At 75.1% G+C, this 13842-nt stretch carries 16 protein-coding genes; 10 read left to right on the top strand and 6 right to left on the bottom strand.

Features of this window, described 5'->3' with window-relative positions; translation table 11 throughout:
• Positions 1-8 precede the first annotated feature (8 nt).
• Both AC07VC_RS00730 and AC07VC_RS00725 read left to right on the top strand, forming a co-directional pair.
• The gene (locus AC07VC_RS00730) at positions 9-719 is read left to right on the top strand and encodes a YcnI family copper-binding membrane protein (protein ID WP_494674800.1); all 711 of its coding nucleotides are present in this window, start codon (positions 9-11) and stop codon (positions 717-719) included.
• Positions 716-2194, top strand: coding sequence for a PepSY-associated TM helix domain-containing protein (locus AC07VC_RS00725; RefSeq protein ID WP_494674801.1), 1479 nt, complete (start codon positions 716-718; stop codon positions 2192-2194). Before AC07VC_RS00730 ends, AC07VC_RS00725 begins: the two co-directional genes overlap by 4 nt.
• Before the next feature lie 27 nt (positions 2195-2221).
• On the opposite strand, the gene AC07VC_RS00720 is transcribed toward AC07VC_RS00725, so the two are convergent.
• The 5 genes from AC07VC_RS00720 to AC07VC_RS00700 all read right to left on the bottom strand — a co-directional run bounded on the left by AC07VC_RS00720 (position 2222) and on the right by AC07VC_RS00700 (position 6355).
• Positions 2222-3235, bottom strand: a complete 1014-nt coding sequence (locus AC07VC_RS00720; protein ID WP_317231190.1) for a LacI family DNA-binding transcriptional regulator — start codon at positions 3233-3235, stop codon at positions 2222-2224.
• Between the two features lie 50 nt (positions 3236-3285).
• Positions 3286-4011 (bottom strand): Pr6Pr family membrane protein, encoded by a 726-nt coding sequence (locus tag AC07VC_RS00715; RefSeq protein ID WP_494674802.1) that lies wholly within the window; start codon positions 4009-4011, stop codon positions 3286-3288.
• 78 nt (positions 4012-4089) lie between these two features.
• Entirely contained in the window at positions 4090-5295 is a 1206-nt protein-coding gene (locus AC07VC_RS00710) for a glycosyltransferase family 4 protein (protein ID WP_494674803.1), read from the bottom strand.
• Between the two features lie 110 nt (positions 5296-5405).
• Positions 5406-6020, bottom strand: coding sequence for a YdcF family protein (locus tag AC07VC_RS00705; RefSeq protein WP_494674804.1), 615 nt, complete (start codon positions 6018-6020; stop codon positions 5406-5408).
• Between the two features lie 80 nt (positions 6021-6100).
• Entirely contained in the window at positions 6101-6355 is a 255-nt protein-coding gene (locus AC07VC_RS00700; RefSeq protein ID WP_317229988.1) for a DUF4287 domain-containing protein, read from the bottom strand.
• A 197-nt stretch (positions 6356-6552) separates the two neighbouring features.
• Between AC07VC_RS00700 and AC07VC_RS00695 the strand changes: the two genes are divergently transcribed.
• The 5 genes from AC07VC_RS00695 (at position 6553) to AC07VC_RS00675 (ending at position 9815) form a co-directional block, all read left to right on the top strand.
• Positions 6553-6825 (top strand): hypothetical protein, encoded by a 273-nt coding sequence (locus tag AC07VC_RS00695; protein ID WP_317229987.1) that lies wholly within the window; start codon positions 6553-6555, stop codon positions 6823-6825.
• Positions 6826-7243: 418 nt separating this feature from the next.
• Entirely contained in the window at positions 7244-7762 is a 519-nt protein-coding gene (locus AC07VC_RS00690) for a fluoride efflux transporter FluC (RefSeq protein ID WP_494724444.1), read from the top strand.
• On the top strand, positions 7759-8139 hold the full coding sequence (locus AC07VC_RS00685; RefSeq protein WP_494674806.1) for a fluoride efflux transporter FluC: 381 nt from the start codon (positions 7759-7761) through the stop codon (positions 8137-8139). Before AC07VC_RS00690 ends, AC07VC_RS00685 begins: the two co-directional genes overlap by 4 nt.
• Positions 8136-8723 (top strand): NUDIX hydrolase, encoded by a 588-nt coding sequence (locus tag AC07VC_RS00680; RefSeq protein WP_494674807.1) that lies wholly within the window; start codon positions 8136-8138, stop codon positions 8721-8723. The genes AC07VC_RS00685 and AC07VC_RS00680 overlap by 4 nt, the downstream gene beginning before the upstream one ends.
• 108 nt (positions 8724-8831) lie before the next feature.
• Positions 8832-9815 carry an NAD(P)-dependent oxidoreductase gene (locus AC07VC_RS00675; RefSeq protein ID WP_494674808.1) on the top strand — a complete coding sequence of 328 codons (984 nt, stop codon included), beginning with the start codon at positions 8832-8834 and terminating at the stop codon, positions 9813-9815.
• A 63-nt stretch (positions 9816-9878) separates the two neighbouring features.
• Here AC07VC_RS00675 and AC07VC_RS00670 read toward each other — a convergent pair whose 3' ends face one another.
• Entirely contained in the window at positions 9879-10424 is a 546-nt protein-coding gene (locus tag AC07VC_RS00670) for a dihydrofolate reductase family protein (protein WP_494674809.1), read from the bottom strand.
• Between the two features lie 230 nt (positions 10425-10654).
• Here AC07VC_RS00670 and AC07VC_RS00665 point away from each other — a divergent pair, with 230 nt between their 5' ends.
• From AC07VC_RS00665 to AC07VC_RS00655, 3 genes are read left to right on the top strand one after another with little or no spacing between them, the layout of a single operon-like run.
• A complete protein-coding gene (locus AC07VC_RS00665) occupies positions 10655-11893 on the top strand; it encodes a sugar ABC transporter substrate-binding protein (protein WP_317229981.1) in 1239 nt (412 codons plus the stop codon).
• Positions 11893-12882 carry a carbohydrate ABC transporter permease gene (locus AC07VC_RS00660; RefSeq protein WP_494674810.1) on the top strand — a complete coding sequence of 330 codons (990 nt, stop codon included), beginning with the start codon at positions 11893-11895 and terminating at the stop codon, positions 12880-12882. Before AC07VC_RS00665 ends, AC07VC_RS00660 begins: the two co-directional genes overlap by 1 nt.
• Positions 12875-13762, top strand: a complete 888-nt coding sequence (locus AC07VC_RS00655; protein WP_396335526.1) for a carbohydrate ABC transporter permease — start codon at positions 12875-12877, stop codon at positions 13760-13762. Before AC07VC_RS00660 ends, AC07VC_RS00655 begins: the two co-directional genes overlap by 8 nt.
• Positions 13763-13842: the final 80 nt, after the last annotated feature.

Genomic DNA, 13842 nt, shown 5'->3' with positions numbered 1-13842 from the left:
GGACAGCCATGCTCTCCCGCACCGCCCCGCCCGCCCCTCGACCCGACCGCCGCGTCGGCGCCCGCCGGATCTCCGTCGCCCTCGGCGCCGCGGCCGGTCTGGCGCTCGCCGTCTCGGCGCCGCTCGCCGCCTCCGCGCACGTCGAGCTCGACGCGTCGTCGACCGCGCCCGCCACCCTCAGCGTCCTGACCTTCGCTGTCGGGCACGGCTGCGAGGGATCCGCCACCACCGCGCTCGCCATCCGCTTCCCCGCCGACGTGCAGGCCGTGAAGCCGACCCTCGCGCCCGGCTGGTCGGTCACCGAGCAGGAGGCCGTCGCGGGCACGACCGTGACCTACACGGCCGACGCCCCGTTGCCCGACGCGCTGCGCGCGACCGTCCAGGTCGAGGCGCTCCTGCCGGTGGACGGCGAGGCGGGCGACGTCGTCGAGTTCCCCACCCTGCAGACGTGCGAGGTGGGATCCACCGACTGGTCCGAGGCGTCCACCGGGGGCACCGAGCCGGATCACCCGGCGCCCGCGATCACGCTCGCCGACGCGTCGACCGCCGACGGTGCCGCCGCATCCGCCGCCGGCACCCCGGTGACGGCCGCCCCCGCGGCCGCGCCGGTCGACCCGGTCGCGCGCCTCCTCGGCCTCGGGAGCCTCGTCGTGGGCGTCGTCGCCGTGATGCTCCTCACGCTCGGCATGCGCCGCCCGCAGCAGGGTGGCCGACGGTGACCGCCGTCGACGAGCGCGCGGGCGTCGCGGATCCCGCCGCCGGAGCCGCCGCTCCGGTGCTCACCCGCCCGCAGCGCGGCTGGTTCCTCCCGCTGCTGCTGCGCCTGCACTTCCTGGCGGGGATCCTCGTGGGCCCCTTCATCCTCGTCGCGGCCCTGAGCGGCGCGGCCTATGCGCTCGCGCCGTCCGTCGAGCAGGTGGTCTACGCCGACGAGCTGCACGCCCCCGCGACGGGCAGCACCGTGCCGCTCGCGACGCAGATCGAAGCGGCGGAGGCCGTGGTCGGCGGGTCCGGCGCGCTGGTCGCCGTGCGGCCCGCCCCCGCGCCCGGCGACACGACGCGGGTCATGTTCACGGGCGACGGCCTCATCCCGAGCCAGACGCGCGCGATCCTCGTCGACCCGGCCGACGCGTCGATCCGCGGCGACCTGCCCGTCTACGGGACGAGCGGGTCCCTGCCGCTGCGCACGGCGATCAGCCACTTCCACCGCACCCTGGGGCTCGGCGACCCGGGCCGCCTCTACAGCGAGCTCGCCGCGAGCTGGCTCGGCATCGTGACGCTCGCGGGCCTCGGCCTGTGGATGGCGCGCTGGCGCCGTTCGCCCCGCCGCCGGGACCTCGTGCGGCCGGACGGGCGCGCCACCGGGTACCGGCGCATCCTCTCCTGGCACGCGTCCACCGGCGTGTGGCTCGTGGCCGGGGCGCTGTTCCTGTCGGCCACGGGCATCACGTGGTCGCAGCTCGGCGGGCAGAACGTGACGGACCTCCGGGCGGCGCTGAGCTGGCAGACGCCCGCCCTCGCGACCGCGACCGCGACCGCGACCGCGACCGGGACCGCGGGAGGCGGCGCGGCGACGGCCGATCCGCACGCCGGCCACCACGCGGCCGCCGTGCCTGCCGCACCCGCCGCGGCCGACCCCGCGACCTTCGACGCGGTCCTCCGCGTCGCCCAGGGCGCGAACGTCGACACGGGCCTGGTCGAGATCAAGCCACCCGCGGAGGCCGGGACGGCGTGGACGGTGAGCGAGATCCAGCGCAGCTTCCCGACCGAGGTCGACCAGGTGGCCGTCGACGGCAGCACGCTCGAGGTGGTGGGCCGCACCGACTTCGCCGACTACCCCCTCCCCGCGAAGCTCGCGCGCTGGGGGATCGACACGCACCAGGGGACCATGTTCGGGCTGCCCAACCAGCTCCTCCTCGCGGTGACCGCGCTCGGCATCGCCGCCATGGTCGTGTTCGGGTACCTCATGTGGTGGAGGCGCCGGCCCGGCGTCGCGCGTCCCGGCCGGCCCGCGCCCGCGGGCGCGCTCGTGCGGGCGCCGTGGTGGGGCATCGCGGCGGTCGTCGCGGTCGGCGTCGGCGTGGGGCTCTTCCTGCCGCTCGTGGGGATCCCCCTGGTCGGCTTCGTGCTGCTCGACGCGCTGATCACCGCGGCGCGCGTGGACCGGCGGCCCGACCCCGCGGCCTCGGCCTGATCGCGGCCGGTGCCGGCGGTCCCCGCGTCAGCGGACGGCCGGCGCCGGCCCCGTCGACGCAGCCACGTGCAGCCGACAGGGCAGGAGGGCGTGCGGCAGCTCCGTGGCCGTGCCGTCGAGGCGCGCGAGGAGCATCTCGACCGCGAGCCGGCCGAGCTCGGGACCGGGCGCGTCCATCGTGCTGAGGGCCGGCTCGACCAGCGCGCCCACCTCGGTGGACGTCGCCATCGAGAGGATCGACACGTCCTCCGGCACGCGGCGCCCGGCCGCGTCGAGCCCGGAGATGAGGCCGCGCGCCGCCTGGTCGTTGAGGATCATGACCGCCGTGATCCCCGGATCCGCGTCCAGCAGCTCGCCCGCCGCCCGGCGCCCGCCCACGGGCGTCGGCGCGCACCGCGCCACCGCGGCGTCGAGCCCGCGCGCGGCGGTCTCCGCGCGGAAGGCCGCCTCGGTGCGCGTGGTGGGGCCGTAGCCGCGGAGCGGTCCGCTCTCCAGGTCCTCGACCATGAGCCCGAACCGGCGGTGCCCGAGCGCCTGCAGGTGGTCGAGGCCCTCGGCGACGGTGCGCTCGAAGTCCATGTCGACGAAGGGCAGGTCGTGGGTCTCGGCCGTGCGGCCGATGGAGACGAACGGCACGTCGAGGGCGGCGAGCTCCCGGATGCGGGAGTCGTCCATGCGCACCTCCATCACGATGACGCCGTCGACGAGCCTCCCGCTGACCAGGTCGGACACGTCGTCGGGCGACGTGCCGGTGGGCCAGAGCACCAGGTGGTAGCCGAGCTCGGAGGCGCGCGTGGCCGCGTTCATGAAGATCTCGAGGGCGATGCGGCTGAGCCGCTGCACGTCGGCGGGGAAGAGCAGGGCGATGATGCGGGTGCGCTTGCTGGCGAGCGCGCGGGCCACGACGTTGTTGCGGTAGCCGAGCTCCTGCATCGCCGCGGTGACGGCACGGCGGGTGGGCTCGGACACGGCCTTGGTGCCGTTGACGACGAAGGAGACCGTGGCGATCGAGACCCCCGCGCGCGCGGCGACCTCTCGCATGGTCGGGATGGCGGCTCCTCGCGGTCGGGCGGCGCCGGGCGGGCGCGTCCTCAGCGTATAGCGGGGACCGCCACGGGGAGGGGGATGGGCGCTGCTCGTCGGCGGGAGGTCCGGATCAGCGCGAGCGTGATGGCGCACACCACCGCCGTGAGGCCGAGCACGTACGCGGCGACCATGCCGTACCCGTCGGGCGACGACGCCGGGTCGAGGAACCCGTACGGGTAGTAGGTGGCGGAGCCGTGCACCTGGTCGCCCGTGACGGGCCCCCGGAGGAGCGTGACGAGCACCCACGCGAGCGGGAACAGGATCACGCGCCCGAGGGCGCCGGTGCGGAGCGGGCGGCGGTCCGGCGCCACGAGCCAGTCGAGCAGCACGATCGCGGGGACGGCCACGTGCACGATCTGGTTGGCCCAGTCGAGCTCGAGCTCGGGCGGGCCCGGCTGGCCGCGGAGCAGCGCGTTCCACACGAGGCCCGTGATGAGGAGGTACACGGTGGTCGCGAGCCGCAGCGTGACCCAGGCGGTGCTCGGGTCGGCGACCCGGCCGCGGAGGAGCCGCACGCCGCCGACGACCAGGACGACCATGCCGAGGAGGTTCGACTCGATGGTGAAGAACAGCAGGAAGTCGAGCGTCTTCCCGGCGACGCCGGTGACGCCGAGCCCCTGCCAGTAGGCGAGGTTGACGAGGTACTGGGCGACGACGCCGACGAGGGCGGCGACCGCGGTGGCCAGGCGGACGACGGAGAGGAGGATGCGCACGGGAGACGACGTTCCCATGAGCCCGTCCGCCCGCGCGTCCCACTGTCCACGGGGACGGGTGCCCGCGTGCTCCCGCCCGCATGCGCCGACTCCCCGTCAGGCGCGGCCCGGTCCGGATCCGCGGCGGGCGTCCCGCGCCCGCCGCCGCGCCTCCTCGACGCCGCGCGCGTGGGCCTCCGGCGCGACCTCGGCGGCGAGGCGGCCCGCGGCGCGCGCCGGGGCGTCGAGCAGGCGCCGGTCCGCGGCGAGCCGCAGGATCGTCCGGGCCAGTCCCTCCGCGTCCGGCCCGTCCGTCGGCAGCGCGGCGTCGCCGAACTCGGCCGCGAGGACCGGGTCGCTGACGATCACCGGCCGGTGCTCGGCGAAGGCCTCCATCGCGATCATGGGCTGGTTGTCTAAGCCGTGGGAGGTGACCACGGCGGCGTGCGCGCCACGGAGGAGCGCGGCCACCTCGGCGGTCGACACGCGGCCGTGCACCGTGACGCCGGGCGGGACGGCGGCCCGCGGGCGCCCGCCCGCGACGTCGAGGTGGACGGCGTCCGGCCCCCGGCGCTCGCCGACCAGGGCCACCGCCCGCAGCATCACGTCGAGCCGCTTCTCCGGCGCGAACCGGGCCGCCCACACCAGCCGGAGCGCACGGGAGTCCGGGAGCGCGGCGGATGCCCCGCGCGCCGTGCAGCTGGTGTTCGACAGCACCTCCACGGCGCCGAGGCCCGCGCGACGGAGCGCGGCGGCCTGGTGCGCGGAAGGGGAGAGCACGACGTCGGCCTCGCGGCAGGCGGCGAGCGTCATGCCGCGCAGGGCGCTGTCGAGCCGCCGCGGGGCGAGTCGCACGCGCGGATCCGGCAGCCCGGTCATCGTGCGGTGGATCGCCGTCACGGCGGGGGCGAGGAGGCCGCCCCACGCCGGGCCGCGCAGGAAGAACGTGTGCACGGTGTGCAGCGTCCGGATGCCGCGCTCGCGGCCGAGCCGCAGCGCGGTCGCGGCGAGCCCGTGCTCGGAGTGCGTGAGGACGAGGTCGGTCCCGGCCTCGTCCATCAGCGCGGCGAGGTCGCGGCGCGTGGCGGCGTCGGCGCGGATGAGCGGCAGCCCCAGCAGCGGCACCGGCACGGAGGGCGCGACGTCGTGGAGCGTCACGCCCGTGCCGCGCAGCGCGGTCACCGAGCCCGCGTCGGGCGCCGCGACCGTGACCGCGTGTCCGGCGCGCGCGAGCGCGAGCGCCTGCTGGACGACGGCCGTCTGCGCGCCGCCGAGGTAGGAGAAGGCGTAGTCCATCACGAGGAGAGGGCGGAGGGTGCTCACCGCGTGACGCTAGCCGCCCGGGTCGGCGCGCGGATCCGGCCTGGGGATGCGGCTGCGTGCGGGGGAGGGATCGCGCGCGCGGACGGCGGATGCGGTATCGGGCCCGTCGGTCAGGCGCGGGGCTCGGCGCGGTCCCGCAGGCGCCGCAGGACGGCGACGACGATGGCGAGCGGCTTCATCCACGCCACCTCGCCGAACCGGTAGTCCTGGGCGCGGGCCAGCCGCGCGGCGAGGTCCGGCCGGAGCCCGCGCAGGATGCGGCGCGCCTCCTCGGCGTGGACGGGATCGGAGACGATGCGGATGGTGTCGGCGTGCTCGACGAGCAGGATCGCGTTCGCCACGTTCTCCCGGGTGCTCCGGCTCGTCTCGTCGAGCGCGACCGGGCCCGTGTAGCCCAGCGACTCGCGGGCGTGGCGGGCGAGGATCCGGGCCTCGGGCTCCTCGCCCCGCACGGATCCGCCGCAGAGGACGAGCACGGTCGACGTCGCCCGCGGGTCCATGGAGCGCAGCGCCGCGCGCACGCGGTACCGGTTGACGCGGTTCGCGCTCGGGCCGGCGTCCCCGAACCCCAGGACGACGACCGCCTCGCGGCCGACCTCGCGGCGCAGGCGGCCGAGGCCGCGCGTGCTCGCGAGCCGGTGGATCCCCTCGCTCGCGAGGAGCACTGCCGCGAGGCCGGCGAGGAGCGCGGCCGGCACGGCGACGACGATCCGGCGGGTCCGCATGCGCCCAGGCTACGGGGCGGGGCCCATGCGGGCCGGGTGGGCCCGGGCGGCACGGGACGGGGCCGGCCGGACGGGACCCGTCAGCCGGAGGAGCGCGCGGCCTTCACGAAGGCGACGACCGCGTTGGCGTGCCCGTGCCCGAGGCCGTGCTCGGCCTTCAGCCACGCCACGACCTGCATGTGCGGCTCCTGGTCGAGACGGCCGTCTGCGAGGTCGATCCAGTGCTGGACCGGCTGCCCGTACGTCCGCTCGATGCTCGGGAAGTAGGAGGCGGGCCCGCGGACCGCCTGCCCGTCGGCGGGTGGGGGCGGGGCGACGATGCCGTGCGCGTTCATGGTGCGACGGTACCGGCCCGCGCTCCCCGCGGCCACGGGGCGTCGGCGTCGCGCTCCCTCCCGCTGCTGTCAAGGGGGCGGCGCCGGCGCTCCGTCGGGCTGAGCATCGGAGCCACGGCGTGCACGCCCGCCCGGACCCCGTGGGCTGCTCGTCAGGTACGTCGGGCCTCACCCGGCACCGGAACCTCGGGGGCCACATGGACAGCACGACCAGCATCCGCATCGACGGACATCCGTTCCAGCTCGCCGACGACCAGGACGTCGCCGAGCTCAAGTCGCGCATCGTCGCCGCCGTCACCGACGGGTCGCGGTTCGTCGACTTCTCCACCGCGTCGCAGGGGGAGGTGTCCATCCTCGTGACGCCGCGCTCCGTCGTCCGCTTCGAGGTGCGCGAGCGCGTCGAGGAGGAGTCGGCCGGGTTCTGCGACGACGCGCCCGTCGAGGACGTGGACCTGTACCGCTTCGGCTGATCGCCGTGCCGACCGGGAGCCCGGGACGGCGCGGAACCTGCGCCGTCCCGGGTCGCGCGCGTGTGCTCGCCGGGGCCCGCGCGGCGCCGGTCGCGTGGCGCGCCGCACCGTGGTGCGACGTGTCCGGGTCCGGATCCGCGGCGGTCGGCTCGATCTCCGCACGCCCAGGCTACGGAGGCGGCCCGATCCACCGCCAGCTTCGCGGGGACCCCTTGACTCCGGGGTCATGCCTCTGGCAAGGGGGCGTCGCCCGCCCTCCGTCGTCCGCCACGGCCGTGGTTCAATGGGGCGTCCTCCGTGCGGGAGGGGCCTCCCGCGGGAGGCGCGGCGGTGGGGCTCGCCGTCCCCGGACCTCGACATCGCGTCGACGACGGTCCCTGTCTCACGGCACCGCGATGCCATCGGAGAGGGGAGGCCCATGAGCGACGACCGACCATCCGCCCGGCAGCCCGGCGGCGCTGTCCCCGCGGGCGGCCCTGCCGGCACGGCGGACCCGGCCCGCCCGGTGCACCTGCGCTGGTCCTCCCTCGGGCTCGTCGCGCTCGGCGGCGCCGCGGGCACGGGCATCCGCGAGGCGCTCGCCCTCACCTGGCCGGCACCCGCCGGCGGCATCCCCGTGACGATCCTCCTGATCAACGTCGTCGGCGCCTTCGCGCTCGGCGCCCTGCTGGAGCGGCTCGCGAGGCGGGGTCCCGACGAGGGCCGCCGCCGGGTGGTCCGCCTCCTCGTGGGGACGGGCGTCCTCGGCGGCTTCACCACCTACAGCTCGCTCGCCACGGACGCCGCCGTGCTCGCGGGGCCCGCCCTCGGTACGGCGCTCGCCTACGCGGGGCTCACCCTCGTCGCGGGCGCGACGGCGTCCGTCGCCGGGATCGCGGCGGGTGCGGCCCTCCACCGGCGCACCGCGGCCGGCCGCGACGCGGAGTCCGCGTCATGACCGGCCCGCTCGTGTTCGCGCTGATCTGCGTGGCCGGCGGTGTCGGATCCGCCCTGCGCCTGCTCCTCGACGGCCTCATCCGCGGCCGGATCCGGACGGCGTACCCCGTGGGCATTACGGTCATCAACGTCACGGGATCGCTCGGGCTCGGCCTCCTCACCGGCGCGGCCGCGCAGGCCGGCCTCCCGCACGACCTCCTGCTCATCCTCGGCGGCGGCCTGATGGGCGGATACACGACCTTCAGCACCGCGAGCGTCGAGACGGTGCGCCTCGCGCAGGCGGGCCGTCCGGTCGCGGCCCTCGCGAACGGCCTCGGGATGCTCGTCGCCTGCATCGCCGCCGCGGGCCTCGGCCTCGTCGTGGGCGCGGCGCTGTGATCGCGCCGTCGGCCGCGGCCGAGCCCCTCTGGACCACGACCGGACGACGCGACCTGCATCGCGGCCGCGTCGTCCTCGTCGAGCAGGACGTGCTGCTGCCGGATGGCAGCGCCTCGCGCTACGAGGTGGACGAGAGCGTGCCCTTCGCGGTCGCGACCCTCGTGGTCGACGGGGACGAGGTCGTGCTCTCGCGGCAGTACCGGCACCCGCTCGGGCGGTGGATCCTCGACCTCCCCGGCGGCGCGGGCGACGCGGGCGAACGGCCCGAGGACGCCGCCCGCCGCGAGCTCGAGGAGGAGCTGGGCCTCGTCGCGCCCGACCTCCGGCACCTGCGCACGTACGCCGTCAACCCTGGGCGGGCGTCCTGGCTCGTGCACGTCTTCGCGTGCACGGCTCCCACCGCCGCGGGCACGGCCGACCGCTCCGACCCGTCCGAGCAGGTGCGCCTCGTGCGCATGCCCGTGGCGGAGCTGGACGCGATGATCGCCGCGGGCGGGGTCGAGGACCCGACCCTGCTGATCGCGCGCGCGGCCGCCGCGGAGCAGGGCCTCCTGCCGCCGGTCGGGGCGGTCCGCCGGGACTGATCCCGGTCGCGCGGCCGCGGGCGCACCCGTGGACAGTCCGCGCGCGCCTCCTCCGGCTTCGGCGAGGGTCTATCCCCGACCGTCGACCCGAACGATCCAGAGGATCCCGTGACCGCTGCCCTGCCCGCTCCCGTGCTGCTCCTCGCCGGACCCGGCGTCCTGCCCGGCGAGGCCGACCTGGTCGCGCTCGCGACGGCCCACGGGCGCGAGGTCGCCTGGCTGACCCCGGGCACCGTCCTCGCTCCCGACGTGCTCGACCGCGTCGAGGCGTGCATCCCCCCGCTCCCGCACTCCCTCGGCGCGACGGGGTGGGCGGCCCTCGGGAGCCTGCCGGCCCTCCGCATGATGCAGGTCCTCACCGGCGGCATCGACTGGCTGGCCCGCTTCGACCTCGACGGCGTGCAGGTGGCGACGTCGGCGGGCGTCGCCGACGCGAGCGTCGCGGAGCTCGTCCTGGCCCTCGCGCTCGCCGCGCGCCGCGACCTCGTCCGGCACGGCGACGCGCTGCGGGCGGGCGCGTGGGAGGAGGACCTCGCCTCTCCGGGCCTGCGCGGCAGCCGGGTCGTCGTGGTCGGTGCCGGCGGCATCGGCCGGGCCGTGGCCGACCTGCTGGCGCCCTTCGGGGTCGACCTCGTGCGCGTCGCCCGCTCGGCCCGCAGGGACGGCGTCGACCGGATCCACGGGGTCGCCGAGCTCCCCTCGCTGCTCCCCGCGGCGGACGTCCTCGTGCTCGCCGTGCCGCTCACGGCGGAGACCGAGGGGCTGGTGGACGCGCGCCTCCTGGGGCTCCTGCCGGACGGGGCCCTCGTCGTGAACGTGGGTCGCGGCCGCCTCGTGGTGACCGACGCCCTCGTCCGCGAGGTCGCGTCGGGGCGCCTGCGCGCCGCCCTCGACGTCGTCGACCCGGATCCGCTCCCGGCCGGCCACCCCCTGCGGACGCTGCCGGGTGCGATCGTCACGCCGCACGTGGGCCGGAACACGCGGGACGTGGACGGCCGGCAGGCCGCCCTGCTCGTGGCGCAGCTCCGCCGGCACCTCGTCGGGGAGCCCCTCGAGAACCTCGTCCGCGAGCCGGTCGCCCGTCCGGCCTGACGCGCCCCGCCGGCCTGACGCGCCCCGCCGGCCTGACGCGCCCTCCGACCCGCCGGCGACGGGTCAGGCGCGCAGCGCGTAGGTGAGCAGTACGTTCCCGGCGCTCGTGATCTCGGAGCGGACGAGGGTCAGGCGCGTCGTCGGGTCGTCGGGCTCGAACAGCCGGCGGCCGGATCCCGCGACGACCGGGTGCATCATGAGCGTCAGCTCGTCGAGCACCCCCGCGAATAGCAGCTGCCGGGTCAGCGAGATCGTCCCGAACAGGGAGATGTCGCCGCCGTCCGTCCGCTTCAGCGCGGTGAGGGCCGCGACGACGTCGCCCTCGATGAGCGTCGCGTTCCACCCGAGGTCGCCCGTGAGCGTGCGCGAGGCGACGAGCTTCTCGATGGGGTTGATGAACGCGCCGAACGCGTCGTCGGCCGGGGCCTCGGGCCAGTGGGACGACCACTCCTCGTAGCCGTGCCGACCGAGCACGGCCGTGGTCACCGTGCTCATCAGCCGCCCCATGCCGGCGCCGAGCTCCGCGTCGAAGCTGTCGAACTGGAACAGGTTCGGCGACTCCACGACGCCGTCGACGGACATGAACAGACCTGCGGTCAGCTTGCGCACGGGCTCCTCCTCGAGCTTCGGGGTGCTCCACATCATCCGGCCCCGGCCGCCGCGCGTAGAGAGGGCCGCGAGGCAACGTTTGTGGTTAACCGCTTTACACGAGCCCTGATCCGGTGTTAGCGTCGCCGCCATCGGGTGCGCGACGACGCCTCCCGGATGCGCGCGGAGCTGGCGGATCACGGTGTCGTCGACGCCTCGACCCACCGCCACCTCAAGGAAGAGACCACGCGATGTCCCCTCGATCCACCGCCCGCCGCCGCCTCGTCGGCGCCGCAGCCCTCGCGGCCGCATTCCCCCTCGTCCTCGCCGGCTGCTCCGGCGGTGGCGGTGGCGGATCCTCCTCGGGCGGCAGCCCCTCGGAGATCACCGTCACCGACTACTACAACGAGGGCAACGACAACGAGGTGATCGGCGAGACGCTCACGAAGTGCGGCGAGTCGCTCGACGTGACCATCAAGCGCACCTCGATCCCGGGCTCGAGCCTCATCCAGAAGGTGCTGCAGCAGGCCTCGTCGCGGACCCTCCCCGACGTGCTCATGCTCGACAACCCCGACCTGCAGCAGATCGCCGCGACCGGCGCGCTCGCCCCGCTCGAGGACTTCGGCATCTCCACCGACGGCTACGCGCAGGGCGTCGTGGACGCCGGCACCTACGAGGGCAAGACCTACGGGCTCGCGCCCACGGTCAACACCATCGCGCTCTTCTACAACACGCAGATGCTGGCCGACGCCGGCATCCAGCCGCCCACCACGTGGGACGAGCTGAAGACCGCGTCCGCCGCGCTCACCGAGGGCGACCGCTACGGCATCGCCATGGACGCCAACGCCACCTACGAGGGCACCTGGCAGTTCCTGCCGTTCATGTGGTCCAACGGCGGCGACGAGAAGGACATCGCCACGCCCGAGACCGCGGAGGCCCTGCAGCTCTGGACCGACCTCGTGGCGGACGGCTCCGCCTCGCAGAGCGTCGTCAACTGGACCCAGGCCGACGTCAACGACCAGTTCATGGCCGGCAAGACGGCGATGATGGTCAACGGCCCGTGGCAGATCCCCGCCCTCACCGAGTCGGGCGTCGAGTACGGCATCGCCAGCATCCCCGCCCCCGAGGCCGGCGGCACGTCCGTCGCCCCGCTCGGCGGCGAGGTGTGGACCGTCCCGCAGACGGGCGACGAGGCCAAGCAGGCGATCGCCGCGAAGGTCGTCGAGTGCCTGAACAGCGACGAGAACCAGCTCGACATGGCCACCAAGCGCTTCACCATCCCGTCCAAGACCGCGGTCGCCACGCAGTTCGGCGAGCAGGTGCCCGAGGAGCAGGTGTTCGTCGACCTCGTCGCCGACGCCCGCGCCCGCACCGGCGAGCTCGGCGAGGAGTGGCCGAAGGCCGCCACCAAGATCTACACGGCCGTGCAGTCGGCGCTGACCGGGCAGTCCTCACCGGAGGACGCGCTGAAGAACGCCGAGCAGGGCTGATGGCGACGACCGCCGTCCCGGCCCGCCCCGCCGCCCCGGCGACCGGGCGGGACCGGGGCGCCGGTGCCGCGGCCGACGCGCCGCGGCCCGTGCGCCGCCGACCCCGCTGGAGGTGGGAGCGCTTCTTCCAGGCGATGTTCCTGGTGCCGGCGGTCGTCTACCTCGTCCTCTTCTTCGGCTTCCCCGTCGTGAAGAACGTCGTCATGAGCTTCCAGGAGTACACGACGACCACGTTCTACACGGGCGAGGCGCCATGGGTCGGGTTCGCGAACTACGCGTCCGTGGTCTCCTCGGGGATCTTCTCGACCGCCCTCCTCAACACGTTCCTCTTCACCGCGGGCTCGATCCTCGGCCAGTTCGTCATCGGGCTCGTGCTCGCGCTGTTCTTCCGCCGGTCGTTCCCGCTCAACGGGCTGCTCCGGGCGCTGCTGCTCCTGCCGTGGCTCCTGCCGCTCATCGTCTCCAGCGCGGTGTGGAAGTGGATCCTCGACCAGGACTCCGGCGTGCTCAACCAGTTCCTGCTCGGCGCGGGCGTCGTGCAGGACCCGGTGCCGTGGCTCACGAGCCCCGCGTTCGCGCTCATCACGGTGATCGCGGTGAACGTGTGGATCGGGATCCCGTTCAACACGACGATCCTCTACGGCGGCCTGCAGGACATCCCGCCGGAGCTGTACGAGGCGGGCTCCCTCGACGGGGCGACCGGCTGGCGGAGCTTCCGGTACATCACCTGGCCGCTGCTGCGGCCCGTGGTGGGCGTGGTGCTCGTGCTCGGCGTCGTCTACACGATCAAGGTGCTCGACATCATCCTCGGCCTCACGAACGGCGGCCCCGCGAACGCGACGCAGACCATCGCGACGCAGTCGTACACGCTCTCGTTCCAGCAGTTCGACTTCGGATCGGGCGCCGCCCTCAGCAACATCCTCATCGCCATCTCGGCGGTGTTCGCGGTGGTCTACCTCCGCGCGAACAGGAAGGCCGTCGATGAGTGACACCGTCGTCCCCGTCCGCCCCCGCGGGCGGTCCCGCGGGCCATCGCCGCAGCCCGTGGGATCCCGGCGGCCGCGCGCCGACCGCAGCTGGATCTCCACGGTCGTCGGGATCGCGATCCTCGCCCTGATGCTGTTCCCCGTCTACTGGATGATCAACATCTCGCTGCAGCCGGCCGGCCCCGCCATCGAGGCCGCCTGGTTCCCGTTCGAGGCGCAGTTCGAGGGCTACGCGACGGCGCTCCGCGAGCAGGGACGGGCGCTCGGCACGAGCCTCGTGATCGCCCTCGGCAGCGTGGTGCTCAGCCTCGCCATCGCCACCCCGGCCGCCTACGCGCTGGCGCAGTTCAGGTTCCGCTGGATCAACGCCGTGCTGTTCGGGATCCTCATCTCGCAGATGATCCCCGGCATCGTCGTCGCCAACGCGCTCTACGCCGCGTACAACGACGTGGGTCTGCTCAACTCCATCCCGGGCCTGATCCTCGCCGACTCCACCGCGGGCATCCCGTTCGCGATCCTCATCATGCGGGCGTTCATGGCGAACATCCCGCCGTCGATCATCGAGGCCGCCAAGGTGGACGGCGCCGGCAACTTCCGGGCGTTCCGCTCGATCGTGCTGCCGGTCAGCCTCAACGCGGTCATCACGGCCGGGCTCTTCACGTTCCTGTTCACCTGGAGCGACTTCCTGTTCGCGCTGACGCTCACCACCACCGACGACGTGCGCCCGATCACCCTCGGGATCTACCAGTACATCGGGACGTACACCGCCGACTGGAGCACGGTGATGGCGACGGCCGTGCTCGCCTCGCTCCCCGCGATCGTGCTGCTCCTCGCGGCGCAGCGCTTCATCGCGGCCGGCGCGACGGGCGGCGCCGTCAAGTGACCGGCCTCCCGCGGCCGCGCGCCCCCGACGGGACGCGCCCCTCCCGACCCTCCGCACGACACCTCCGAGAGAGAGACACC

It is taken from the genome of Clavibacter sp. GW821-FHT01D01, assembly GCF_059422605.1.
This window is presented reverse-complemented; position numbering and strand designations above follow the sequence as displayed.